Here is a 25253-nt window from a genome sequence, read left to right on the forward strand (position 1 = left end):
CGAAGGGAGTGATAACTTCTTTAACTTCTGAACATGCAAAACTTGAGTTAAACATTAATTATTATATAGATGAAAACAAAAATGGTATTAGCAGCTTTGTTGTTAGGAACAACAGCTGCTTTCGCCCAGCAAGACAAGTTGGGCTCTGGCATTGACAAGGCCAACATGGACCTGAGTATCAAGCCAGGAACTGATTTCTATCGTTATGCCGCCGGCAACTGGATGAAGAATCATCCACTCGACGGAGAGCACCCTGACAATGGTGCCTTTACCGATCTCTTCGAACAGAACCAGAAGCGCATTCAGGACATCATCCTCGAATATGCTTCCAAGCCACAGCAGAAGGGTTCGCTCGGACAAAAGATAGGTTCACTCTACAACCTCCGCATGGACAGCGTTCGACTGAACAAGGAGGGATGGGCACCTATCAAGCCTACTCTCGACCGCATCGCTGCCATCAAGGACCGCAGAGAGTATCAGTTGGTTACTGCTCAGCTTGACTTCCGTGGTGAGGGTACCATGATGTATGGCATCGGTGTGGGTGCCGACCTTCGTGATGCTGCCAACAATCTGGTAGAAGTGGGACAGGGTGGTCTTGGACTGGGAGTGCGCGACTATTATCTCAATGACGACGACCAGACCAAGAAGATCCGTGAGGCTTACAAGACATACATAAAGAAGCTCTTCCAGATGGTAGGCAACGACGAGGCTACTGCCGAGAAGAAGATGGAGGCTGTGATGGCCATTGAGACTCGTATTGCCAAGGCAAGCTACAGCCAGGTGCAGCTTCGTGACATCGACAAGAATTATCACAAGATGAGCTACAACCAGTTGGTTATCGACTATCCTGGTATCGACTGGGGCAATGTGTTCCTGGCATCAGGCTTCCCAGCCTTCAAGGACATCTGCGTGGCTCAGCCAGAGCCTATCCACGAGGTGGAGAAGATTCTTGCCGAGACCTCTCTCGACGACCTGAAGACCTATGCTGAGCTCAAGGTCATCTCAGGAGCCACCAGTGTGCTGAGTGATGACTTCCGTGCCGTATCCTTCGAACTGAGCAAGGTGATGAGTGGTGTGCAGCAGGACCGTCCTCGCTGGAAGCGTGCTGTGAGCAGCGTGAGCGGTGTCTTGGGCGAGGCCATCGGTAAGCTCTATGTAGAGAAGTATTTCCCTGAGAGCAGCAAGAACCGTATGCTCCAGTTGGTTCACAACCTGCAGACAGCCCTTGCCCAGCGCATCGACGAGGCTACATGGATGAGCGCCGCCACCAAGGCACAGGCAAAGGATAAGTTGGAGAACTTTATAATCAAGATAGGTTATCCAGACAAGTGGAAGGACTACAGCGGACTGCAGGTGGACGACAGTCTGTCGCTCTATGAGAATATGGCAAACATCTCTGAGTTCTTCACCAAGGATGAAATCGCCCGTAAGGTGAACAAGCCAGTAGACAAGATGGAGTGGGGAATGACACCTCAGACCATCAATGCCTATTACAACCCTACCACCAACGAGATCTGCTTCCCTGCTGCTATTCTGCAGCCTCCTTTCTTCGATCCATCAGCTGACGATGCCATGAACTATGGTGCTATAGGTGGTGTGATAGGACATGAGATGAGTCATGGTTTCGACGACCAGGGCAGTCAGTTTGACAAGACCGGCAACCAGCACAACTGGTGGACGGCTGCTGACAAGAAGAACTTCGAGGCCCGTACCAAGGTGCTTGTTAACCATTTCAACACGATAGAGTTGGCAGGCAAGAAGGTAAACGGCCAGCTGACATTGGGTGAGAACATCGGTGATAACGGTGGTCTGAATATTGCTTTCCGTGCTCTGCAGAACGTGATGAAGACAGAAAGCCTTGGCGTGAAGGACAGTTTCACACCCGAGCAGCGCTTCTTCCTGTCATGGGCTCGTGTATGGGCAGGCAATGCCCGTCCTGAGTACCTGCAGTATCTCATGACAGTGGATGTTCACTCACCCAACGAGGCCCGTGTGAACGGTGCCCTCCCAATGGTTGACGCATGGTACAAGGCATTCGGTATCAAGAAGGGCGACAAGCTCTTTGTGCCAAAGAATAAGCGTGCCCATATCTGGTAAAAAGGAGTTGATTCCTGATATAAAAAGTATCCTAAGTTACAATGACAAGTAACTTAGGATATTTTTTTTATGTCTTTAAAGTGACACTCCCACATTTGTTTGTACTGAATTTTACAAAAATATGGTCTTGTATCGTTTTTTCCAAAAAAATGAGTGATTTTTTAAAATAGCTTACTACAAAAATTAACTAAATTTGCAGCGTTCGAATCACTAAACAACTAATAACTTTTACAACTAACTGAATTTAGAACTATGGCTACAGCTATTATACTCATCCAATTGGCCCTTGTACTGGCCCTGATCTTCATTGGCGCCCGTGTTGGTGGCATAGGTCTGGGAATCTATGGTATGGTGGGCGTTTTCATCCTCGTCTTTGTCTTCGGACTGAAGCCAGGAAATCTGCCTATTGACGTGATGCTCATTATTGTATCAGTCATCACGGCAGCCTCCACTTTGCAGGCAGCAGGCGGATTGGATTATTTGGTAGGTGTAGCAGCACGTTTCCTGCGCAAGCATCCTGAGAAGATAACATACTACGGTCCGCTTACCACATGGCTCTTCTGCCTCGTAGCAGGAACCGCACACACCAGCTATTCGCTGCTTCCTATCATCTCCGAGATAGCCACCAACTCTAAGATCCGCCCAGAGCGACCCCTCAGCGTGGCAGCCATAGCCGCCTCCTTAGGCATTACCGGAAGTCCGGTGTCGGCAGCAACGGCTGCCATCATCAGTACCGACTTGCTGGGTTGCAAGGGAGTAGAGTTGGGTACCATACTTCTGGTTTGTATTCCTGCTTCCTTCATCGCCATCCTGGTGGCAGCCTTAGTGCAGAACCACGTAGGAAAAGAATTGGTAGACGACCCTATATATAAAGAAAAGGTACGCGAGGGAATCATCAAGCCCGAGGAGGACAGCCGTCTTATCGACGAGATGATCAAGAATCCTAGCCCACGCTCCAAGTATGCCGTGATAGCCTTCTTGCTCGGTGTACTGGCGGTAGTCGTATTTGGCAGTTTCCCATCCCTTCGTCCTTCGTTCATGGTAGGCGACGAGATACACCGCGTGTCTATGCCCGAGACCATTGAAATCGTCATGATGGCAACAGCATCCCTGATACTTCTGGCAGGCAAGGCAAAGGTACAGGATGCAGTGAAGGGCAACGTCTTCGGAGCAGGAATGAATGCCATGGTAGCCATTTTCGGTATTGCCTGGATGGGCGACACCTTCTTCAATGGACATTTGGATTTCTTCAAGGAGCACATTTCTACTGTGGTGACCCAGTATCCTTTCCTCTTCGCCATCGCTCTGTTCTTCATGTCGATCATGCTCTTCTCGCAGGCGGCAACAGTAAGAACCCTTTATCCCCTGGGTATAGGACTGGGCATCTCGCCTCTGGCACTCGTGGCAATGTTCCCTGCTGTCAATGGCTACTTCTTCTTGCCTAACTATCCTACAGAGGTGGCAGCCATCAACTTCGACCGTACAGGAACCACACGTATCGGCAGATTTGTTGTGAATCACTCCTTCCAGCTGGCTGGCTTCATCACAACCTTTGTCAGCATCGGCGTAGGATACCTCATTATCCAACTGCTTTAATGCGGGAGTGATAAATATATGTAAATCAGAGAGTTTATTAACAAATATATTAACCTAAATTAAAACCGATTATTATGAATAAAAGATTTTTCTCATTAATGACACTCCTTTTGTTGGTAGTGGCATGTGCGTTTGCAAAACCTAAGGTACGTATTATCGCAACAGGTGGAACCATTGCTGGTGCAGGAACTTCAGCTACAGGTTCAGCATATACAGCAGGTCAGGTAGGTGTTCAGAGCTTGATAGCAGCTGTGCCTCAGATGCTTGATTTGGCCGATGTAACAGGCGAGCAGCTTGTTAATATCGGTTCACAGGATATGAATGACCAGGTATGGCTCAAGTTGGCTAAGCGTATCAACGAGTTGTTGAACAAGGAAGGATACGACGGCGTTGTGGTTACTCACGGAACCGACACCATGGAAGAGACAGCTTACTTCCTCAACCTGACTGTTCACAGCGACAAGCCTGTAGTACTCGTAGGTTCTATGCGTCCAAGTACAGGTATCAGCGCCGATGGTCCTGCCAACCTCTATGGAGCCGTTGCTGCAGCTGCAAGTCCTAACTCAAAGGGCCGTGGCGTGATGTGCTGTATGAACAACCTCTTGCTCGATGCAAAGGATGTCATCAAGACTCACACTACAGACTGCGCTACATTCCAGGGTGGTAACTATGGTAAGATTGGTTATATCTATGGTGGCGAGGCTATCTACAATCGCCAGGTAGAGAATCTGCACACCACAAAGAGCGAGTTCAGCGTAGAGGGTCTTACCGAGTTGCCAAAGGTAGGTATCGTTTACGGTTACTCCAACTGCTCTCCACTTCCTTTCAAGGCTTTCGTTGACGCCAAGTATGCTGGTATCGTATTGGCAGGTGTAGGTGACGGTAACTTCTATAAGGACGTATTCGACGAGGCTCTCAAGGCACGCCAGAAGGGTATTCTCGTAGTTCGTTCAAGCCGCGTTCCTACTGGTCCTACATGTCTCAACGGCGAGGTAGACGACACCAAGTATCAGTTTGTTGCTTCTTTGGCTCTCAACCCACAGAAGGCTCGCGTACTCTTGATGCTTGCTCTTACCAAGACCCACGACTGGCAGAAGATCCAGGAGTACTTCCAGAAGTATTAATTTTTCACACTCTCTGATTTCCAGTTCCTCCTGAGCCTCTGTCTAAGAGCAGGGAGGAACTACCAAGAGGGAACAATTTATCTTATTATTATAAACCTTAATACAAAACCTAAAGATTATGAAGAAGATTATAATGATGTTTGCAGCGCTTGCCATGACAATGGGAGCTAATGCACAAGGAAACAATATCGGCATGGGTGGTGGCGACGGTGATATTCAGTCAATTCACGAGCGCATAACCAAGTTGGAGAAGAAGAACGATATGTTCAATCTCTATTTCAACTATGCAGCTTCATTCCAGGCAGAGCACAACAGCCTTTCTGATGAATGGGGCACCAAGTTTGCCAACAAGCAGTTGCGTATCGAGATCAAGGGTAACTTGACCGACAAATTGTACTATCGTTTGCGTCATCGCCTCAACAAGGCTACCGACGCCAAGGGTGAGGACAACTTCGCTAAGGCTACCGACATTATGATGGTAGGTTACAACTTCAATGACAAGCTCTCTATCTCGGGAGGTAAGATGTGCCAGATCTGGGGTGGCTTCGAGTTTGATGAGAACCCAATGTACATCTATCAGTATTCAGACATGGTAGACTACATGGATAACTTCATGGCCGGTGTTACCGTGAGCTACAAGCCAATACCTACTCAGGAAATCGCAGTCGAGATCAGTAATTCTTACAATGGTAAGTTCGCAGATGAGTATGGTGACGAGGCAGTGGTTGTCAACAACGACGAGGCTCAGGCTCTCCAGAAGTCAAAGAATCCTCTTACCTATATCATCAACTGGAATGGTAGCTTCTTTGATGGCAAGTTGAACACCCGTTGGGCATGGGGTCTTCAGACACAGGCCAAGGGCAAGTACAGCCGTATGCTCACTCTCGGTCAGCAGCTCAATCTGCCTAAGTTCCAATGGTACTTCGACTATATGGGCGCATTCGACGACCTCGACCGTCTGAAGATTGCTACCAATGAGTTGAGAGACGCATTTGGTGGCGGTGATGCTCCCGGTAATGTTTATCTGGGCAAAGTACACTACAACAGCTTTATCACAAAGGCCAACTGGCAGTTTGCTCCAAGCTGGAACTTAATGCTCAAGGGCATGTACGAGACAGCAAGTGTAACAAAGATGGAGCAGTTCAAGAACTACCGCAAGAGCTTCGGCTACATGGGCAGCATCGAATATTATCCAGCTAAGCAGCAGGATTTCCGCCTCTTCTTGGCATACGTAGGCCGTAAGTACGATTACAGCACAAAGTGCGGTTTGAAGGACTACAATACCGATCGCATCGAACTTGGTTTCATGTATCGCATCAAAGCTTACTAAATCATTTTTCCAGTCTTATTAGAAACAGTGGGAGCTGAAGGGGAAACCCTCCAGCTCCTTATTGTATAAATCTATTGGCTAATTCTTATCTATGATGTTCAGGGTAAAACTTAACTCTTTGGTATAAACAAAAGTTTTCGACCGTACAGGTCGAATTTCTTTCCGACGATGTTTGCTGAATAGTAAAGGCTCTAAATGAAAGCGGCTTCGATAGTCAATGAAGCCTATTTCGTAGAGCAATGAAAGCGGCTTCGTAAGCAGTTGAAGCCTATTGCATTCTGATAGAAACTATAGGTTGTGGTTTAATCAATTATATAGATATTTTTATTTTTTGCCCTTTTTCTTGTTTTTATTCTTTTTTTCCTTGTTCTTGCTCTTTTTCTTAATGCCCAGCAGGTCGCGAAGATTGAAGAAGTCTTTCTTCATGATGAGACCCACACCCTGGGTGTTCAGACTGTTGCGTGTGAAGTAGCGGTCGTTGGTCTGATTGTAGACGTGAATCGAGAGGTTGCCGTTAGGGAAGATGAGGTAACGCAGGTCGAAGTCGCCGATGAAGCTCTGTGTGGCGTTGGCGTTGTCGCGATAACCAAACTGTCCGTTGAAGAGCAGACGGTTGTTGAGCAGTCGTCCGCTCAGGATGCCTTCGTACTCTGCATTGTTGAATCCCTCGTTGCCTGTCGAGATGTTGGCTCCGAAGTTCCAGTTGCTGCTGTTGACGAAGCTCGACAGCACGTTGTTGATCTGCTGAGAGATGGTTCCGCTCAGCAAACTCTGCATCGCCAGTGAGGTCTGACTCTGTTGAGATGCGTCCTCGCTTGTCTGGTTGTTCTTGGTCTGTGTGTAGAATCGTCCTATGCCGAGGAGGTAGAGCACCTGCTGGTTCATCTCTTCCTGCGAGTTGATGACGGAGTAAATCATCTGTTTGGCGTCACTGTTTACCGTTGGCAGGTCCATGGAGAAGTCTACCTTCGGAGCGCCTGGTGTGCCGGTGATGTCCATGAGGCAGTCTACACGGATGTTGTTGCTGGAGAAGGAGCGTCCGATGTTAAGATCGCTCAGCGGCACTCCGTTTACGGTGTATTTGGCCTGCAGATTGAGCGGAGCGTTATAGGGGTCGCCTCCGAAGGCGATAGTGCCTCCGGGCTGGAAGTCGAAGTCTTTCTTGATGATGTTCTGGATGGTGAGTTTATACTGTCCGTGATCCACCACGTAGTTGCCAAACATGTCGAGTCCGCCCTTGTTGTAGTAGTTGGCTCTGATCACTCCGTTGCCGTTGAGGGTGATGTAGTCGCCTGTCTGGTCGTCCATCATCAGCTTGAGTGTGAGGTTGGGGTTGGTGTTGACGAGGAAGTTGATGCGCATATCCGACGAGAAGTCCGGGCTGTCGTCTTCATCCTTGTCGCTGTCGGGCGAATTGGGTCTATATATATAAGGTGTGGCGTCATTCCAGTGGATGAAACTTCCTGCGCTGATGGCGTCGGGGCTTGCCACATTGTAGACGAAGATGGAGTGGGGCTCGGGTGTTGCATCGATGTCGATGATGGTCTCACCGCTCTTGCCGTGAATGCCCACGGTGCCGGTGGCGAAGACAGTTCCATAGAACGTGTCGTCGCCAAACTCGTGTGTGTCGAAGCCTAAGAAGTTGTTGGCATCGATATCAAGGTCGTAGCTCAGGCGGGTGAGGTGCTTGTGGTGTATTCCTCCTCTGATGAGCGCAAAGTGGCTGTGTTTGCCGTTGTAGTGGCTGTCGTAGATGGAGTCGCCCTCAAACTGGATGTCGTCGGGGATGGCATGAGCGCGCAGATGGTTGAAGGTGTAGTCGGTGCCGAGCTGTTTCATGTGCATCCTGCCGTGCGCCACGACGTCGCCCACGAGGTTGATGTTCTTCAGATCGCCCACGACGTTGAGCTTGCCCTTGCACCATGCCTCCACATTGTTCAGGAAGCTGCCGCAGAAGTTCTCCATGAACTTCAGGCTTGTGTTGTGGGCCTCGATGCCCAGGTCTATGTAGTTGCGCTTGGGCGATACGTATCCGTTGATCACGGTGAGGTGCTCGGGGCCGTCCTCTGCCGTTGCGTCGATGTTGATTTGTCCTTCCTGGTTGTCGTAGGCAGCCTTGGCATGAAGGGTTCCCAAGGGGCCGTTCTCGAAGACAAAGTCCTTGACGTCGAGGTTTGCGTAGGCCTCCGGAGTCTGGAAGATAGACTTCACCACGGCCTTGCCCGAAGCTTTTCCGGCAAAGTCGACCGAGTGGAAGTTGACCAGGTTGAGGATATAGGCTACGTCGACATCCTTCAGGTCGGCTACGATGGAGTCGGTGGCCTGGGGTGTGGCTTTTCCGTTGATGATGATGTGCTGGTCGCCATGCGAGAAGTTCAGCATGTCGACGGTCAGTTCATTCTTTCTGTATATGATGTCGGCAGGGTTGAGAAGCCATTTTTTCTCTCCGAGCATGATTTCTGATGGGTTCACCGAGACGTGGACACCCGTAGTTCCATTGTCGGAAGTGAAGAACTGTGTCCTGGTGTCAATCTTTCCCGTGATGGGCAGTTTGCTCGACTGGTTGGCATAATAGAGCAGGGTGGACAGGTTGTTGTCGGCTGCCGCTGCGCGTAGCCTGTAGACTGGAGCTTTCTCGTAGGGAAGTCCCTGGCTGATGCGTGCTTCCATCCTGAGTGAGTCGCCTATGGTGTTGAGCTCGATGTTGGCATCGTGGAATGCTGATCCATCCCAACTGAAGTTGGGCGCATTGATGTAAAGATTGACGTTCTTCTCGGCATCTGAGATGTTGCCGTTGATGTGTACGGGCAGGCTGAGCGACAGGGGCAGTCCGAACATGCGCTGCAGCACTTCGGCAGATGTGATGTTGGCCTGCAGGGTAAAGTCGTTGTAGCCCTTGGCTGCATGCTTGCTGATTCCGGGAATGGTAGGCAGCTTGTCGGCCACTAATCGCATGATGCTTCCATAGATTGTGGTCAGGTCGTATTGGCCACGTGCATAGAGACTTACGAAGGGCGCTTCTATGTCGAGATGACCTTCCTTGCCCTTGTTGTTGGCGCTGATGCTGATGTTGTTGAGACTGTAGGAAGGGTCGTGCATCTTCATGCCCAAGACTATGGGACGGAGATGGTTGATAGCTGCATCGAACGCATACAAGCGCGAACCTAACTGGTAGTCGCCCTTGACGGACAGGTTGACGTTAGGGTCGGCGATGGAGGCTGTTCCGCGGAGGGTCTTCATGTCGTAGTCGCCATCTATTTCGATGTTGTGGAAGTCGTAGTTGCCATAGTCAAATCGAGCTATGTTGCCCTTGGCAAAGATGTGCTTCATGGTGCCATGAGCGTCGATTTTGGCTACTACGGTTCCCAACTTGCGGTTGTCGAGAATGCGACCCAAGTTTACGCCACGGGTGTCAACAGAAGCCTTGATGCGGTCATCGTTTTTGAAGGCCTGCAGGCTTATGTTGCCAGCATCGGTCTCTATGTTGCCCTTGGCAGAGAGGACCTTTTCGTAGCCCTTGGCATTGCCGGTAAGGTGGATGGTACCCAAACGCTGGATTTCCTTTGGTATTTTCACCTTGCTGCCTAAGTTCTCGGCCAGGAATTCCACGCCGGCAGGGCTGAGGTTCAGATTGGCGATGTCGGCATTCCAGGCTGGATGGCTGCTTGCATGGCTGTAGCTGCCCCGTGCCTGAAGATTGATGCTGCCGCTGCCTGTACGGAGGTTGAGCGAGGGGACGGATATTGACTTGGCTGTGCCCGAGAAACGGGAACTTACAAACACCGCATCGTCGAAATGGCGCAAAGCCGGCACCAGACTTGCCACGTCGGCAAAGGTGATCTTCGACTGTTGGATGCCTCCCTCGAAGCGCAGGCTCTCAGGAATGAATCTCTTGCCCTCAAAGCGATAAGTGGCCTTCAGGTCGTCGAGCACCAACTCGGAGCGTGGCATGAGCAGACGGAACTCCTTGAGTGTGGCTTTCTGCCTGTCGGCTTGCAGCTTGAAGTGAAGTGACTGTAGTTTGAAGCCTGATTCGTCCTTAAATGATAACTTCTTGAGCAACAGGTCGATGCTGTTGTCGGTTACATGATTTAACAGAATGTGTGACGAGAGTTCGCTCACCCTGATGTGTTGGGGCGAGAAGACGCCGCTGCGGGGAGCCACGTCGCGCTGGTTGTAGGCGATGGCGCCTCGGCGGATGATGAGACTTCCGATGTGCAGGTCGAGAGGCTTGTGCTGGGTGGTGTCCTTGGAAGCCAACGAGTCGAGTACAAACTGGAAGTTGGCTGGGCTTTTGGCTGTCTGGCGGTAGAGGTTGGCACGCAGACCGAAGATTTGCGCAGACGAGACGGAAATTTTGCCCTGTGTAGCAGCCATGTAGTCTATCTTGGCCGACAGACGGCTGGCATAAATGAGGCTGTCGCCCTGCTGGTCGTACATCATCACGTCGTCGATGATGATTCGGTTGAAGAAGCCCAGGTTGACTTTTCCTACTTCCACCTTGGTGCCGAATTTGTCGGCAAGAGCCTCTGCCACCTCCTTGCCCAAGAAGGTCTGTACTGATGGCAAGTGCATCAGTACGATGAGCAGCAAATAGAGGACGATAAGTGTCCAGATGATGCCGTTACATATATGTTTGAACTTCTTCAAATGTGAATATTTTTTGAAAATTGGTACAAAATTACATTATTTTTGCGTCAAAATCGAATAAAACTACAGAATTTCTTTTCCCACTCACATTTTTTTGCTATTTTTGCACCACTATTCAGCACTTTTAAAGGAAAATCAGTAATAAAAATACCATCAGCAGATAAGAAATAGAAAGACGGCATCATCGCGCTTGCCGAACCATGCAAAAAAGTGAGAATATAAAGTATAATAATTAAAATATAAAAAGTTTATGTAGTTATGGCAGATGTAATCAAGTTACGTAAAGGACTGGACATCAACCTGAAAGGTAAAGCCTCAATGGATGTGACGCTGCAGGTGAAGCAGGCAGAGGAGTATGCTCTCGTGCCTGATGCTTTCGTGGGCGTTACTCCTAAGGTGGTTGTGAAGGAAGGTGTTCATGTCAATTCGGGCGATGCGCTGTTTGTCAACAAAGCATGTCCTGAGGTGAAGTTTGCCTCGCCCGTGAGCGGTACTGTGACCGCCATAGAAAGAGGTGAGCGCAGAAAGGTGCTCTGTGTGAAGGTGAAAGCCGACGCTGAGCAGCAGGCTACCGATTTCGGTAAGAAGAATGTGGATGTTTTGGACGGAGAAGCTGTAAAGAATGCCTTGCTTGAGGCAGGTCTCTTCGGATACATCAACCAGTTGCCTTATGCTGTGTCCACTACTCCCGACACCAAGCCTAAGGCAATTTTTGTTTCTGCACTTCGCGACATGCCTTTGGCTTCTGACTTCGAGAAGGAACTCGAAGGGAATGAGGATGCTTTCCAGGCTGGTTTGACAGCCTTGAGCAAGGTGGCTAAAGTCTATTTGGGTGTTGGCATCAATCAGCACAGCCGTGCGCTTGAGGAGGCAAAGAATGTGGAGGTCAATGTGTTCGACGGTCCTTGTCCTGCTGGTAATGTAGGAGTACAGGTCAACCATATCGACCCGGTCAACAAGGGCGAGGTGGTATGGTCAGTAGACCCATCGGCTATCATCTTCTTCGGTCGTCTTTTCCTTACTGGCAAGGTGGATCTTCGCAAGAAGGTGGCTGTGGCAGGAAGCGAGATAAAGACTCCCGGTTATGCTGAGGTCTTGGTAGGAACACCTTTGAGCGCTTTTGTAGCCGACCAGTTGAAAGCTACTGAGCATGTGCGACTCATCAATGGCAATCCTCTTACAGGCGTGCAGACTGATATGGCGGGCTTCGTAGGCGGACATACATCTGAGATAACTGCCATCCCTGAGGGCGACGACAAAGACGAGATGCTGGGCTGGATTCTTCCACGTACCAGTCAGTTCTCTACATCACGTTCTTATTTCTCCTGGCTCTTTGGCAAGAAGAAGGAGTACGACCTGGATGCCCGTGTGAAGGGTGGCGAGCGCCACATGATCATGAGTGGTGAGTACGACAAGGTGTTGCCAATGGACATCTTTGGAGAGTACCTCATCAAGGCCATCATTACCGGCGACATCGACAAGCAGGAGCAGCTCGGAATCTATGAGGTGAGTCCTGAGGACTTTGCCGTAGCTGAGTTTGTAGACAGTTCTAAGCTCGAGCTCCAGAAGATAGTACGCGATGGCTTGAACACCTTGCGTAAGGAGAATGCTTAATTGTAATAATGAATAAAAAAATGAGTGCATTAAGAAATTATCTCAACAAGATAAAGCCCAACTTCCAGAAGGGAGGTAAGCTTCATGCCTTCGAGAGTGTCTTTGATGGCTTCGAGAGTTTCCTGTACGTGCCTAACACGACAGCGAAGAGCGGAGCCCACATTCACGACGCCATTGACTCGAAGCGCATCATGAGCTTTGTGGTAATCGCCCTGATTCCTGCTTTGCTCTTCGGTATGTATAATGTGGGTTACCAGAACTATCAGGCAGCCGGAACTTTGGCAACAGCCAGTTTCCTCGAGGTTTTCGGTTTCGGATTCTTGGCTGTCCTTCCTAAGTTGCTCATCAGCTACATTGTGGGTCTCGGCATTGAGTTTGCCTGGGCACAGTGGAAGCACGAGGAAATCCAGGAAGGCTATCTCGTCAGCGGTATCATCATCCCATTGATCATTCCTGTCACTACACCGCTCTGGATGCTCGCCCTGGCTTGCGCCTTTGCTGTTATCTTCTGCAAGGAGATCTTCGGTGGTACGGGTATGAATATCTTCAATGTGGCTGTAGGTGCCCGTATGTTCCTCTTCTTCTCATATCCATTGGCTATGAGTGGTGATAAGGTTTGGATTGCCAAGGATTCCATCTTTGGCCTCGGCAACACCTTGGCAGACGGATTCACAGCGGCTACTCCGCTCGGACAGTTGGCTCAGAACATTACGCCTACAGCTAATCTCAGCGATGCCATCACAGGTTTCATCCCTGGCTGTATCGGTGAGACATCCGTCATCGCCATCGCCATCGGTGCCGTTATCCTTCTTTGGACTGGTATTGCATCTTGGAAGACCATGGGCTCTGTATTCGCAGGTGGTATCGTGATGGCGCTTATTTTCCAGGCGCTCGGTATGACTCCTATCGCCTGGTACGAGCACATCGTCCTGGGTGGTTTCTGCTTCGGTGCCGTATTCATGGCTACCGACCCTGTCACCTCAGCCCGTACCGAGAAGGGCAAGTACTTCTATGGATTCTTCATCGGAGCCATCGCTGTCATCGTGCGTGTGATGAACCCAGGTTATCCAGAGGGTATGATGCTCGCCATCTTCTTCGGCAATATGTTTGCTCCACTCATCGACTACATCGTAGTACAGAGCAACATCTCTCGCCGTGCTAAACGTGCTATTAAATAATGTAAGGAGGAATGTAGATATGAAGACAAATTCAAATTGCTATACTATTATCTATTCGGTTATCATCGTAGTAATCGTGGCATTCCTGCTCGCGTTTGTGTCTTCTTCGCTGAAGCCAACACAGGATGCTAACGTGGCGCTGGATACTCAGAAGCAGATTCTGAACTCACTCAACCTGCGCGACCTTGACAATGCAACTGCGGCTGCCAAATATAAAGAGGTGGTAAAGGCTGAGAAGGAGAAGGACGGCATGAAGTATTACGAGTGCGAGATTGATGGTCAGAAGAAGACTGTATATTCTGTAAAGGGTATGGGTCTCTGGGGCGGCATTTCAGGCTTTATCGCCGTAGATGCCGATAACAATACCATCTATGGAGTATATTTCAATCATGAGGGCGAGACTGCCGGTCTGGGTGCCGAAATCAAGGATAACCTGAAGTGGCAGCAGAAGTTCCAAGGCAAGAAGATTCACAAGGATGGAGTAGAGGGCATCGCTCTTGGCGTGGAGAAAGATGCTCCTGCCGGTGACCCTAACAATGTGGATGCCGTGACAGGTGCTACATTGACATCCGATGGTGTGGACGCCATGCTCAAGGAAGGACTTGCTAAATTCATTAAATAATCAAGCGAAATTATGGCATTATTTAGTAAACAAAATAAAGAGGCATTCATCAAGCCATTGAACGGCGACAACCCTGTGCTCGTTCAGGTGCTTGGTATCTGTAGTGCCTTGGCTGTCACTTCACAGTTGAAGCCAGCCATTGTGATGGGACTTGCCGTTACCATTATCACGGCATTCTCCAACGTGATTATTTCTATCATCCGCAACACCATTCCTCAGCGAATACGTATCATCGTACAGCTGGTGGTGGTTGCTGCCCTGGTAACCATCGTGAGCCAGGTGCTGAAGGCTTTCGCTTACGACGTGAGCGTGCAGCTCTCTGTGTATGTGGGTCTGATCATCACCAACTGTATCCTGATGGGTCGTTTGGAGGCATTCGCCATGATGAACAAGCCTTGGCCTTCATTCCTCGATGGTGTGGGCAACGGTTTGGGTTACGCCCTCATCCTTGTGATTGTGGGTGCAGTTCGTGAACTCCTGGGCCGCGGATCATTGCTCGGTTTCCAGCTGATTCCTGAGGGAGCTTACAACTTCGGATATGTTAACAACGGTATGATGACCATGCCTGCCATGGCGCTGATTCTCGTTGGATGTGTAATCTGGGTACATCGTGCCTTTATTTATAAGGAGGAAAAGTAAGATGGAGCACGCTATTAGTTTGTTTTTCCGTTCGATTTTCGTCGACAACATGATCTTCGCCTACTTCTTGGGTATGTGCTCTTATCTGGCAGTTTCCAAGAATGTGAAGACCTCTTTGGGCTTGGGTCTTGCAGTAACCTTCGTGTTGCTCATCACCGTGCCTGTAGATTATCTTTTGCAGACCAAGGTGCTCAGCGCTGACGGAATTCTGGGTGTGGATCTCACTTATCTGAGCTTCATCCTCTTCATCGCCGTCATCGCCGGTATAGTGCAGTTGGTCGAGATGGTGGTAGAGAAGTTCTCACCATCGCTCTATGCAGCCTTGGGTATCTTCCTGCCTTTGATAGCCGTTAACTGTGCCATCATGGGTGCATCGCTCTTCATGCAGCAGCGCATCCTGATGGATCCTGCCAATACTCAGGCTATCACATCGGTATGGGACAGCATCGTATATGCAGTAGGTTCCGGTCTCGGCTGGACACTCGCCATCGTTCTGATGGGAGCTATCCGCGAGAAGATGCAGTATTGCGACGTGCCAAAGCCTCTGCAGGGACTCGGCATTACATTTATCACAGTTGGCCTCATGGCAATGGCTATGCTTTGCTTTTCAGGTTTGAAAATCTAAAAAAGGAGGACTTTAGATATGGGTAATACATCATTTATATTGGCCAGTATAGGAGTTTTCCTTGTAGTGATTCTCCTGCTGGTAATCATTTTGCTTGTGGCAAAGAAATACCTCAGCCCAAGCGGAAATGTGAATATTGAAATCAATGGCGACAAGACCATCAACGTGCCTCAGGGCAGCAGTTTGATGACTACGCTGAATGAGAACGGCATCTTCCTGCCTTCTGCCTGTGGTGGTAAGGCAAGCTGTGGCCAGTGCAAGGTTCAGGTGCTTGAGGGCGGTGGCGAGATTCTCGACTCGGAGAAGCCTCACTTCACCCGCAAGCAGATTAAGGACCACTGGCGTCTGGGATGTCAGTGCAAGGTGAAGGGCGACCTGAAGATCAAGGTGCCTGAGAGTGTGATGGGCGTGAAAGAGTGGGAGTGCGAGGTTATCTCCAACAAGAACGTTTCATCATTTATCAAGGAGTTCAAGGTGGCTCTGCCTCCAGGCGAGCACATGGACTTCGTTCCGGGTTCTTATGCTCAGATCAAGATTCCTGCATACGACTGCATCGATTACGACAAGGACTTCGACAAGGATCTCATCGGCGAGGAGTACATCGGAGCATGGAAGAAGTTCAACATCTTCTCTCTGAAGGCTCACAATCCAGAGCCTACCGTTCGTGCTTACTCTATGGCGAACTATCCTGACGAGGGTGACATCATCACCTTGACTGTTCGTATCGCCACAACACCATTCCTGCCACGTCCACAGGTAGGATTCCAGAATGTACCAACAGGTATTGCTTCATCTTACATCTTCTCGCTGAAGCCAGGCGACAAGGTAATGATGAGTGGTCCTTATGGCGACTTCCATCCTAACTTCACTTCAGGCAAGGAGATGATCTGGATTGGTGGTGGTGCCGGTATGGCTCCATTGCGTGCGCAGATTATGCACATGACCAAGACATTGCACACTACCGACCGTGAGCTCCACTTCTTCTACGGAGCCCGTGCATTGGGTGAGGCATTCTTCCTCGAGGACTTCTGGGAGCTTGAGAAGGAATTCCCCAACTTCCACTTCCATCTCTCACTCGACCGCAAGGACCCAGTGGCAGATGCTCAGGGCGTGAAGTACTACGAGGGATTTGCTGTCAACTGCATCCGCGATACCTACTTGAAGGATCACGAGGCTCCTGAGGATTGCGAGTACTATCTCTGTGGACCTCCAATGCTGATCAAAACTGTTACTGATTATCTCGACAGCCTCGGCGTAGACCAGGAAAGTATCATGTATGATAACTTCGGATAATGCAGACAAGCATGAGTCTATAGGTAATAAAAATGACAAAGCCGCTGACATTCAGCGGCTTTGTTGCGTTTTGTAGAGTAGAGTTGACTGCCAAGCTCTTACTTCCTTATTTTCCACTTCTTCTCTGTCTTTAAATTCTTTAACTACTGCAAGTGCGATTATTCATCAAAAAATAGTACCTTTGCTGTAGTTTTCGCATATAAAAATTGATGGAGGGTGTCGTGAGACTGTACTCCATCTTTCTTTTAGCCAAATGGCTTTTGTCTTTAAAAATAATCGTAAACAATAAAATAAGATGAAGATACAACCAGAAGAACAATATAAGTTTTTGAAGATATCCTTGCCCGACGGCGCTTCAGCCAACGAGCATTCGGTACTGTTGCATGCTTGCTGTGCTCCTTGTTCGGCAGCCATCGTGGAGTGTATGTTGCGCAATGGTATTCGTCCCACTGTGTATTTTTCCAATTCAAATATCTATCCGCAACAGGAGTTTGATATTCGCAAGCAGGAACTCATTCGCTTTCTGCAACAGCAAGACGTGCCCTACGTGGAAGACGAGTACGACCATGCTGACTGGAAAAAGGCAATCGCCGGACTGGAGAATGAGCCGGAAAGAGGCTCGCGCTGTTCGGTGTGTTTCCAGTATCGGTTGCATCATGCTGCCCGCTATGCGCAGGCGCATGGCTTCAAGTGGCTTACCACCACGCTGGCTTCCTCGCGCTGGAAGAACATCCGACAGATAGATACAGCGGGAATGGTGGCTGTGAGCGACTGTCCCGATGTGGAATGGTGGAGCCAGAACTGGCGAAAGGGCGGTTTACAATTAAGGCGCAGCGAGCTGCTGCGCCTCAATGAGTTCTATAATCAGTTGTATTGTGGCTGTGAGTTCAGTCTTGCCGCTTCGGAAGCGATGCGGAATCGAGACAAGTGATTCTTCTGACAGCCACTCATGAAAAGCTGTTTATGACAAGCCGGTAATCTCGCCACTCACCACGTCGATGCGTTCGGCTTGTGGTGACTTGGGGAGTCCGGGCATACGCATGATAGGACCTGCAATGACTACTATCATCTCGGCTCCCATGTTCAGGGTAATGTCTCTCACGTGAAGCTCGAAGCCCTCGGTAGGTCCATAAGCCTTGGCGTCGGTAGAGAAACTGTACTGAGTCTTGGCAATGCAGATTGGGAAGTGTCCTACACCCAGTTTCTTTATTTCTTCGATCATGGCCTGGGCTGATTTGCTTAGTGTCACGCTGCCTGCGCCATACAGACGGAATGCCACGTCCTCTATCTTTTGCAGGACAGGCTCATCGTCGTTGTAGGTCAACTGCAATGGGGCTGAAGGACGCTCGTCGATGGTCTTCACTACCAGCTCTGCCAGTTTCATGGCTCCCTTGCCGCCTTCTGCAAAGGCGCTGTTTACGGCAAAACCGCAGCCCATCTCCTCGCAATGCTTGCGAAGTACCTCTATCTCTTCATCTGTATCCGTAGCAAACTTATTGAATGCAATCACTACAGTCTGACCGAAGCTTTGCATGTTGCGCACGTGCTTGTCGAGGTTCCAGTATCCATTCTCCATTCCCTGGATGTTAGGCTTCTTGATGTCTTCGAGAGCCACACCGCCATGCATTTTGAGAGCTTGCAAGGTTACAACCACTACGGTAAGCGCTGGTTGTAGACCTGCTTTACGGCATTTGATATTGAAGAACTTCTCCGCACCTAAGTCGGCACCGAATCCTGCCTCAGTAATCGCATAGTCACCATATTCGAGTGCCGCAGCTGTAGCCATTACCGAGTTGCAGCCATGAGCAATATTGGCGAAAGGTCCACAGTGGACAAAGGCCGGAGTTCCCTCGGTGGTCTGTACCAGGTTAGGACTCAAGGCATCGAGCAGCAAGGCGACAATACTTCCGCCTACGCCCATGTCTTTCACTCTGAAAGGTTTGTCGTCCTCGGTAATGCCGAGCAGAATATTGTCTATGCGACGGCGAAGGTCGTCCAAACTTGTCGCAAAGCACATAATCGCCATGATCTCAGAGGCTGGGGTGATGTCGAAACCTGTCTGAGTCTCTATGCCGTTCTTTTCGCCTAAGCCCGTGATAATCTGTCTCAAGCCACGGTCGTTGATGTCCATGACACGGCGCCAAAGTATTTTCTTCAGTTTGAAACCTTCTGCCTCGTGCTGGAAACGATAGTTGTCCAACAGGGCTGCTATCATGTTGTTGGCTGCTGTGATGGCATGGAAGTCGCCAGTAAAGTGAAGGTTGATCTTGTCCATTGGCAATACCTGAGCATAGCCGCCACCTGCAGCTCCACCCTTCATGCCGAAGCAAGGTCCTAAGGATGGCTCACGAAGTGCCAATACAGCTTTCTTGCCAATCTTGTGCATTCCTAATGCCAAGCCTACAGACACGGTAGTCTTACCGTTGCCAGCCTTCGTAGGACTGATAGCTGTAACGAGGATAAGATGATGATTCTTAAACTTTTTCTTGTCAATAATGTTGGTAGAAATCTTGGCTATGTATCGGCCGTAGTTCTCAACCAGGTTCTCGTTGATTCCCAATTCGTCAGCTATGTCGTTGATGGGACGTAGTTTTACCGATTTGGCTATTTCTATATCTGTCAGCATAAGAATAATATGTTTTTGTTGCTGCAAAGGTACTCAAAATAATTGATATAAAATCAAGATGTTCGTGAAATAATTCAATAAAGGTTGAAAGAAGGATATAAAAGTATGAAAAATAAACATAAATCTCTGATTTGACTTCTTTTGTTTCTGAAATTAATTGTATCTTTGCAGAAAATTAGCTGTATTAACATGAAATCGAGTAATCATACCGTATTGTTTATTTGTTTGGGTAATATTTGCCGTTCGCCTGCTGCCGAAGGCATCATGAAAGCCAAGGTGGAGGAGAAAGGACTGGCCAGTCAGTTCTATATTGATTCTGCTGCCATTGGTCCTTGGCACGTAGGGCAGTTGCCCGACAGTCGTATGCGCCGTTGTGGTGCCGCTCATGGCTATTGTTTCGACAGTCATGCCCGACAGTTTGATAAATCCGACTTTGCCAAGTTCGACTACATAGTGGTAATGGATAATGATAATTATCGTGCCATCACGCGAATGGCCTCTTCGGATGAAGAACGTGAAAAGGTGGTTTGTATGGCAAGTTACCTGCGTCAGCATCGCGATTATACCACTGTTCCTGATCCATATTATGGTGATGACTCTGATTTTGAACTTGTCATCACTCTTTTAGAGGATGCTATTGAGGGACTGATAGAAGAAATCATAACAAGGTAAAACATATAAATAACTCAACTTTCGCGAGTTTTATAAATTCAAAACTTTCGCGATTTCAATGAATAATGTAATAAACACATAGTAAGGTAAAAATGCAAGAATTATTGTTTTTAGGCGGATTCATCGTCTTCATTGTAGCCATACTGTTGGTAGACATGCTTGCTATCGACCGTAAGGCACATGTGGTGTCTATCAAGGAGGCAGGAATCTGGACTGGGGTTTGGATCATCCTGGCATTGGGTTTCTCGGTATTCCTGTGGTTTCATGGCGACATGGTACACGGAATTCACGATTTCAACGATCTTCAGGCTGTAGCTACGCGTTATGCTTCTCATCTTCAGTTGAACCCGGATGACTTTGAGGGTAGTCTGCATCAGTATCGCAAGTACATGACCATTGCCTATATCTCTGGTTATCTGATAGAAAAGACGTTGTCGGTAGACAACCTGTTTGTGATGATGATGATCTTCACTGCATTTGGTGTCGACAAGAAACAATATCAGCATGTGCTCAACTGGGGCATCATGGGCGCTATTGTGCTTCGCTTTGTCTTCATCTTCTTAGGAGCTGCCATTATCAGCCGTTTTGACTGGGTGTTGTTGGTCTTCGGTGTGTTGCTTATGTATAGCGGAATCAAGATGTATCTCGACCGCAACAAGGAGGCTCATGTCGATACTGCCAATCATCCTGTGGTAAAGTTCTGCTCTAAGTATTTCCACTTAAAGCCTTTGGTAATCACCGTGTTGGTGATAGAGTTCAGCGATTTGATTTTCGCTTTCGACAGTATTCCTGCTGTGTTCTCTGTGTCGCTCGATCCTTATGTAGTATTCTTCTCCAACATCTTTGCCATTCTTGGTTTGCGAGCCATGTTCTTCCTCTTGGCAGCTGTGGCCGACAGGTTCAGATATCTGAAGACGGGTGTTTGTTTCCTATTGCTGTTTATCGGTTTGAAGCTGCTCGTTCACGAATACTTTGAGATTGATGCTGTGGCCTCACTGCTCATCATCCTGGCAGTTATCGTGATAAGTATAGGAGCTTCGCTGGTTATTCCTCCAAAAAAGAAATAGTGCGGCTGATACAAAATAAGTCTGCGAAAGTTGGGGCAATTAAACACAGCCAACAGAACAGAATTAAATTTGAATCGCTCTATGATTAAACAAAAATCGCTGCTTTCAACGTTGAAAGCAGCGATTTTTGTTTTCTTTACTTCGTCTCCTGTTCTTCTTGCATGTCGAGGAATTGGTTGTCCTTGTCGTAGAATTCGTACTGAAGGAAAGCCAGTTTCTGAGAAGGAACGACTTTGATTCCGAATCCATACTTGAATTGCCACTTCAGGCGAAGGGAAACGAAACCCTTGTTGATGAATGCGGCAACATAAGGATTGACATACAGCGTGAACTTCTTGACGCCAATCTTGTTGACCAGTTGGTCGATTTTTCTTTCCAGTTGATCGGTAAACAGAATGCTCGACTTCACCTTGCCAGTACCGAAACAGGTAGGGCAGGTTTCCTCTACATTCACATCCATGGCAGGTCTTACACGCTGGCGTGTAATCTGCATCAGTCCGAACTTGCTCAGAGGCAGGATGTTGTGCTTGGCACGATCCTTCTGCATGTTCTTGCACATACGCTCGTAGAGCATCTGTCGGTCTTCTGCCAGATTCATGTCGATGAAATCAACAACAATGATGCCTCCCATGTCTCGCAACCTCAACTGTCTTGCCAGTTCGTCGGCTGCACCCAGGTTTACATCAAGGGCATTAGCCTCCTGACCTTTTTCCCTGGTGCGGTTGCCGCTGTTGACATCCACTACATGCAGCGCCTCGGTGTGCTCAATAATAAGATAAGCTCCGTGCTTATAGTTGACTACACGTCCGAAGCCCGACTTGATCTGCTTTGTAATGTTGAAGTTGTCGAAGATAGGTACCTTTCCGGTATAGAGCTTCACGATGTTTGCCTTGTCGGGGGCAATGAGTGAAACGTAATGCTTCACCTCCTTCATCACATCCTCGTCGTTGACAAAGATGTTTTCGTAAGAAGGATTGAACAAGTCGCGAAGCAGGGCAACAGCTCTGCCGGTTTCCTCGAAGACGAGCTGTGGTCTCTTTTGAGTTTTCTGTACCTTGGCGATGGCGTCCTCCCATCGCTTCACCAAGACTTTCAATTCGGCATCAAGTTCAGCCACCCTCTTGCCTTCAGCCACCGTGCGGACGATTACTCCGCAGTTTTTGGGCTTGATGCTGTGGATGAGCTGCTTGAGTCGGGTACGTTCCTCACCGCTCTTAATCTTTGACGAAACAGAAACTTTGTCACCGAATGGCATGAGTACCAAGTAACGTCCGGCAAAAGAGATTTCGCCTGTCAGTCTTGGTCCCTTGGTTGAAATGGGTTCTTTTACGATTTGCACCAGCACTTCCTGTCCAGTCTTCAGAATGTTCTGGATGCTTCCGTCCTTTTCGAGGTCGGGCTGCTTGCTGGCTTTAGAGAATGGGAAAAGTTTCTTTCTGTCGCTCTGTACTTGTTTAAGGTACTTCTGGTAAGAATTAAAATGACTTCCTAAATCAAGATAATGAAGAAAGGCGTCGCGCTCATAACCTACATCCACAAAGCATGCGTTAAGACCTGGCATCAGTTTCTTTACTTTTGCTATGTAGATGTTGCCCACAGAGAATGAAGCCTCACGGGGTTCGTTCTGGTATTCCACCAGCTGTTTGTCCTCCATGAGCGCTATTGAAATATCCTTCTGTTGGACATCAATTACAACTTCGCTTGTCATAGTCTTCAAATTCTTAAAATGTAAGTGAATAAAAAAGGGCATGTCAAACTTTTTTAAGCTGACATGCCCCCTCAGCCAGAAAAGACTGAGAGCAAGGATTTACTTGCTCTTATGTCTATTCTTACGTAATCTCTTTTTACGCTTGTGAGTAGCCATCTTGTGGCCCTTCTTTTTCTTTCCGTTTGGCATGATTTTAAAATTTTAAAATATTGTTATTATATAATGTTGTTTCCTTTGTATTCTTTCGACTTGCTGGTCTTTCGACTTGCTGTGTCTTTTGATTTGTGTGGGCGTAGATTAGCCCTTCATCTCTTCAACGAAGCTCTTGGCTGGCTTGAAGCAAGGCAGGTCGTGAGCTGGGATGGTGATAGTAGTGTTCTTGGAAATGTTGCGGGCTGTCTTAGCTGCTCTGCGCTTGATGTTAAAGCTGCCGAAGCCACGAAGGTATACATTCTCCTTCTTCTTGAGAAGGCTCTCCTTAACTGCGTCCATGAACGCTTCTACCACAATACCTACTTCTTTCTTTGGCATTCCAGTGGCCAAAGACACCTCGTTGACGATATCTGCTTTTGTCATTTTCCTATTGTTTTTTCTGTTTTTACGATGTTTTATCTTGAATTCGGTGTGCAAAGATACAAGTTTTTTGCGATATAACAAAATTGTTAGCACTTTTTTTGAAAAAATAATGCCCTAAGTATTTGCGTATAAGGTTTTTATTGCGTATTTTTGTACCGAAAATAGCAAAAATGGAAAAACTGAGATATTATATATTGACTCTATGTCTGTGCCTGTCGGTCTCTTTTGCTGAGGCTTCGAAGGTATGGAACGCAAAGAATATACCTGTACCATACCTGCAGAACTCGACGCAGTATGTGTCTGACCCTGATCATTATATAGACAAACAGGCGCTTGATTCTGCCAATTTCTACTTGGATAAGCTCAACAAGGAGTGCAGGGTACAGAATGTATTTGTCATTGTGGGCAAAGTGGAAAATGGCGATGCCTTCCGTGTGGCTCAAGATCTGGGCAACGTCTACGGTGTGGGAGACAAGAAGACACGTCGTGGTTTGGTGGTGGTTGTGGCTGTCGAAGACCATAAGTACTTCATTGCTCCCGGTATGGGACTTGAGGGGGAGTTGACGGATGTCGACTGTGATGATATCGCCAGGGCTTGTATTGTTCCCAACATGAAAAAGAATATGCCTGCCGAGGCTGTAGTAGCTACGAGCCGTGCTATATATAATAAGGTGAAGAGCGGCAAGACGGGAATTTCGGATATTGATGACGGTACGATAGGCGAGGACGACTGGGTTCTTGTCGTGATTCTGCTTGCTGTCTTCTTCGGTATTCCTGTGTATATGTTGGTACGTTATTTGCTGGAAGTATTTGGAGTCATTAAGCCCGACACGAGTCAGCGAAATAAGAATAAGCGCTCATTCCGCCGACATGATGACGACTTTTTCCCGCCTTTCTTTTTCGGAGGAGGCGGAGGCTCTTCGGGTGGCGGCTTCTCTGGAGGCTCCTTTGGCGGAGGTTCCTTTGGCGGAGGAGGAGCCGGTGGAGGATGGTAAGTCTGGGATGCTTGGGAAGAACTTGGCGGGTCGTCTATTAAGAGCAGGCTCGGTCGTCTATTAAGAACAGGCTTGGTCGTCTATTAAGGGCAGGCTCGGTCGTCTATTAAGGGCAGGCTCGGTCGTCTATTAAGGGCAAACTGCGTCTTTTATGCATTCCATTTTACGCAATTTGAATTTAGATAAACAGTTATTAAAATAGAATAGAAAATTATGAAGAAAACAGGTTGGATTATTGTAGCAGTAATTGTAGTATTAGTGCTTTGGTTGTTTAGTGGTTACAATGGTATGGTAAGTTCTCAGGAGGAAGTTACCACCGAGCTTGCCAATGTACAGACTCAGTATCAGCGTCGTGCCGACATGATGCCTCAGCTGGCGAAGATAGTGAAGGCTTATGCCAAGCATGAGCGCGAAACCTTCGAGCAGGTGACAAAGGCCCGTGCTGCCGTGGGACAGGTGAAGCTTGACGCTAATAATCTGACCGAGGCTAACCTGAAGCAGTTTACAGCTGCTCAGGGCGAGTTGACCAACGCTTTCTCCAAGCTCATGTTGGTGGCAGAAAGATATCCTGAGCTCAAGGCAAGCGAGAATTTCAAGTCGCTCCAGATACAGGAGGAAGGCACTGAGAACCGTATCAGCGAGGCCCGTCGCAAGTACAATGAGGCAGTGCAGTCATACAACGTGAAGGTGCGTCGCATGCCCAATGCCATTATCGCCGGTTTGTTCGGTTTTGACACCATGCCGAAGTTCGAGGCTGCTGCCGGTAGTGAAAAAGCACCAGACTTGGATATTTAATCAGCACATAATGCTTTGTTTTTCAAAAATTCTTTGTAACTTTGCA

The 25253-nt window shown here is 48.4% G+C and carries 19 protein-coding genes; 15 read left to right on the forward strand and 4 right to left on the reverse strand.

Annotated elements, in window-relative coordinates:
- Positions 1–69: 69 nt before the first annotated feature.
- The 4 genes from F7D20_RS06735 to F7D20_RS06750 all read left to right on the forward strand — a co-directional run bounded on the left by F7D20_RS06735 (position 70) and on the right by F7D20_RS06750 (position 6147).
- Positions 70–2097 carry a M13 family metallopeptidase gene (locus tag F7D20_RS06735; protein WP_158463370.1) on the forward strand — a complete coding sequence of 676 codons (2028 nt, stop codon included), beginning with the start codon at positions 70–72 and terminating at the stop codon, positions 2095–2097.
- Positions 2098–2349: 252 nt separating this feature from the next.
- A complete protein-coding gene (locus tag F7D20_RS06740) occupies positions 2350–3693 on the forward strand; it encodes an anaerobic C4-dicarboxylate transporter family protein (protein WP_158463371.1) in 1344 nt (447 codons plus the stop codon).
- Between the two features lie 74 nt (positions 3694–3767).
- Positions 3768–4817, forward strand: coding sequence for an L-asparaginase 2 (gene ansB / locus F7D20_RS06745; RefSeq protein WP_228114125.1), 1050 nt, complete (start codon positions 3768–3770; stop codon positions 4815–4817).
- A gap of 118 nt (positions 4818–4935) precedes the next feature.
- Positions 4936–6147 (forward strand): porin, encoded by a 1212-nt coding sequence (locus F7D20_RS06750; protein WP_158463372.1) that lies wholly within the window; start codon positions 4936–4938, stop codon positions 6145–6147.
- Between the two features lie 324 nt (positions 6148–6471).
- On the opposite strand, the gene F7D20_RS06755 is transcribed toward F7D20_RS06750, so the two are convergent.
- Complete coding sequence (locus tag F7D20_RS06755; protein ID WP_228114126.1) at positions 6472–10797, reverse strand: translocation/assembly module TamB domain-containing protein; 4326 nt, start codon at positions 10795–10797, stop codon at positions 6472–6474.
- A gap of 258 nt (positions 10798–11055) precedes the next feature.
- On the opposite strand from F7D20_RS06755, the gene F7D20_RS06760 reads away from it, so the two are divergent.
- The 7 genes from F7D20_RS06760 (at position 11056) to F7D20_RS06790 (ending at position 17699) form a co-directional block, all read left to right on the forward strand.
- Complete coding sequence (locus F7D20_RS06760; RefSeq protein WP_158463373.1) at positions 11056–12411, forward strand: Na(+)-translocating NADH-quinone reductase subunit A; 1356 nt, start codon at positions 11056–11058, stop codon at positions 12409–12411.
- 20 nt (positions 12412–12431) lie between these two features.
- Positions 12432–13589, forward strand: a complete 1158-nt coding sequence (locus tag F7D20_RS06765; RefSeq protein WP_158463374.1) for an NADH:ubiquinone reductase (Na(+)-transporting) subunit B — start codon at positions 12432–12434, stop codon at positions 13587–13589.
- A 19-nt stretch (positions 13590–13608) separates the two neighbouring features.
- A complete protein-coding gene (locus tag F7D20_RS06770) occupies positions 13609–14211 on the forward strand; it encodes an FMN-binding protein (RefSeq protein WP_158463375.1) in 603 nt (200 codons plus the stop codon).
- Between the two features lie 12 nt (positions 14212–14223).
- The gene (locus F7D20_RS06775) at positions 14224–14850 is read left to right on the forward strand and encodes an NADH:ubiquinone reductase (Na(+)-transporting) subunit D (RefSeq protein ID WP_158463376.1); all 627 of its coding nucleotides are present in this window, start codon (positions 14224–14226) and stop codon (positions 14848–14850) included.
- Position 14851: 1 nt separating this feature from the next.
- On the forward strand, positions 14852–15475 hold the full coding sequence (gene nqrE, locus F7D20_RS06780) for an NADH:ubiquinone reductase (Na(+)-transporting) subunit E (protein WP_022251844.1): 624 nt from the start codon (positions 14852–14854) through the stop codon (positions 15473–15475).
- A gap of 18 nt (positions 15476–15493) precedes the next feature.
- A complete protein-coding gene (gene nqrF, locus F7D20_RS06785) occupies positions 15494–16768 on the forward strand; it encodes an NADH:ubiquinone reductase (Na(+)-transporting) subunit F (protein ID WP_022251843.1) in 1275 nt (424 codons plus the stop codon).
- Between the two features lie 295 nt (positions 16769–17063).
- On the forward strand, positions 17064–17699 hold the full coding sequence (locus F7D20_RS06790; RefSeq protein WP_158463377.1) for an epoxyqueuosine reductase QueH: 636 nt from the start codon (positions 17064–17066) through the stop codon (positions 17697–17699).
- A 30-nt stretch (positions 17700–17729) separates the two neighbouring features.
- Here the strand turns inward: F7D20_RS06790 and F7D20_RS06795 are convergent, their stop codons facing one another.
- Entirely contained in the window at positions 17730–19394 is a 1665-nt protein-coding gene (locus F7D20_RS06795) for a formate--tetrahydrofolate ligase (RefSeq protein WP_158463378.1), read from the reverse strand.
- A gap of 189 nt (positions 19395–19583) precedes the next feature.
- On the opposite strand from F7D20_RS06795, the gene F7D20_RS06800 reads away from it, so the two are divergent.
- Both F7D20_RS06800 and F7D20_RS06805 read left to right on the forward strand, forming a co-directional pair.
- Positions 19584–20066 (forward strand): low molecular weight protein-tyrosine-phosphatase, encoded by a 483-nt coding sequence (locus tag F7D20_RS06800; RefSeq protein ID WP_158463379.1) that lies wholly within the window; start codon positions 19584–19586, stop codon positions 20064–20066.
- Between the two features lie 92 nt (positions 20067–20158).
- Positions 20159–21133 carry a TerC family protein gene (locus tag F7D20_RS06805; protein ID WP_158463380.1) on the forward strand — a complete coding sequence of 325 codons (975 nt, stop codon included), beginning with the start codon at positions 20159–20161 and terminating at the stop codon, positions 21131–21133.
- A gap of 136 nt (positions 21134–21269) precedes the next feature.
- On the opposite strand, the gene F7D20_RS06810 is transcribed toward F7D20_RS06805, so the two are convergent.
- Positions 21270–22841, reverse strand: a complete 1572-nt coding sequence (locus F7D20_RS06810; RefSeq protein WP_158463381.1) for an Rne/Rng family ribonuclease — start codon at positions 22839–22841, stop codon at positions 21270–21272.
- A 297-nt stretch (positions 22842–23138) separates the two neighbouring features.
- Complete coding sequence (locus tag F7D20_RS06815) at positions 23139–23417, reverse strand: HU family DNA-binding protein (RefSeq protein ID WP_022251837.1); 279 nt, start codon at positions 23415–23417, stop codon at positions 23139–23141.
- 170 nt (positions 23418–23587) lie between these two features.
- Here F7D20_RS06815 and F7D20_RS06820 point away from each other — a divergent pair, with 170 nt between their 5' ends.
- Both F7D20_RS06820 and F7D20_RS06825 read left to right on the forward strand, forming a co-directional pair.
- Positions 23588–24412, forward strand: coding sequence for a TPM domain-containing protein (locus tag F7D20_RS06820; RefSeq protein ID WP_158463382.1), 825 nt, complete (start codon positions 23588–23590; stop codon positions 24410–24412).
- Positions 24413–24625: 213 nt separating this feature from the next.
- Complete coding sequence (locus F7D20_RS06825) at positions 24626–25207, forward strand: LemA family protein (protein ID WP_158463383.1); 582 nt, start codon at positions 24626–24628, stop codon at positions 25205–25207.
- The last annotated feature ends 46 nt before the right edge of the window (positions 25208–25253 follow it).

It is taken from the genome of Segatella copri, from assembly GCF_009495355.1.
In the GTDB taxonomy this organism is placed as follows: Bacteria; Bacteroidota; Bacteroidia; order Bacteroidales; family Bacteroidaceae; genus Prevotella.

Excerpts from the sequence above, each read along its gene's own strand:
- F7D20_RS06735 (WP_158463370.1), top strand. The coding sequence starts at position 70 with ATGAAAACAAAAATGGTATTAGCAGCTTTGTTGTTAGGAACAACAGCT.
- F7D20_RS06740 (WP_158463371.1), top strand. The coding sequence starts at position 2,350 with ATGGCTACAGCTATTATACTCATCCAATTGGCCCTTGTACTGGCCCTG.
- ansB (WP_228114125.1), top strand. The coding sequence starts at position 3,768 with ATGAATAAAAGATTTTTCTCATTAATGACACTCCTTTTGTTGGTAGTG.
- F7D20_RS06750 (WP_158463372.1), top strand. The coding sequence starts at position 4,936 with ATGAAGAAGATTATAATGATGTTTGCAGCGCTTGCCATGACAATGGGA.
- F7D20_RS06760 (WP_158463373.1), top strand. The coding sequence starts at position 11,056 with ATGGCAGATGTAATCAAGTTACGTAAAGGACTGGACATCAACCTGAAA.
- F7D20_RS06765 (WP_158463374.1), top strand. The coding sequence starts at position 12,432 with ATGAGTGCATTAAGAAATTATCTCAACAAGATAAAGCCCAACTTCCAG.
- F7D20_RS06770 (WP_158463375.1), top strand. The coding sequence starts at position 13,609 with ATGAAGACAAATTCAAATTGCTATACTATTATCTATTCGGTTATCATC.
- F7D20_RS06775 (WP_158463376.1), top strand. The coding sequence starts at position 14,224 with ATGGCATTATTTAGTAAACAAAATAAAGAGGCATTCATCAAGCCATTG.
- nqrE (WP_022251844.1), top strand. The coding sequence starts at position 14,852 with ATGGAGCACGCTATTAGTTTGTTTTTCCGTTCGATTTTCGTCGACAAC.
- nqrF (WP_022251843.1), top strand. The coding sequence starts at position 15,494 with ATGGGTAATACATCATTTATATTGGCCAGTATAGGAGTTTTCCTTGTA.
- F7D20_RS06790 (WP_158463377.1), top strand. The coding sequence starts at position 17,064 with ATGAAGATACAACCAGAAGAACAATATAAGTTTTTGAAGATATCCTTG.
- F7D20_RS06795 (WP_158463378.1), bottom strand. The coding sequence starts at position 19,394 with ATGCTGACAGATATAGAAATAGCCAAATCGGTAAAACTACGTCCCATC.
- F7D20_RS06800 (WP_158463379.1), top strand. The coding sequence starts at position 19,584 with ATGAAATCGAGTAATCATACCGTATTGTTTATTTGTTTGGGTAATATT.
- F7D20_RS06805 (WP_158463380.1), top strand. The coding sequence starts at position 20,159 with ATGCAAGAATTATTGTTTTTAGGCGGATTCATCGTCTTCATTGTAGCC.
- F7D20_RS06810 (WP_158463381.1), bottom strand. The coding sequence starts at position 22,841 with ATGACAAGCGAAGTTGTAATTGATGTCCAACAGAAGGATATTTCAATA.
- F7D20_RS06815 (WP_022251837.1), bottom strand. The coding sequence starts at position 23,417 with ATGACAAAAGCAGATATCGTCAACGAGGTGTCTTTGGCCACTGGAATG.
- F7D20_RS06820 (WP_158463382.1), top strand. The coding sequence starts at position 23,588 with ATGGAAAAACTGAGATATTATATATTGACTCTATGTCTGTGCCTGTCG.
- F7D20_RS06825 (WP_158463383.1), top strand. The coding sequence starts at position 24,626 with ATGAAGAAAACAGGTTGGATTATTGTAGCAGTAATTGTAGTATTAGTG.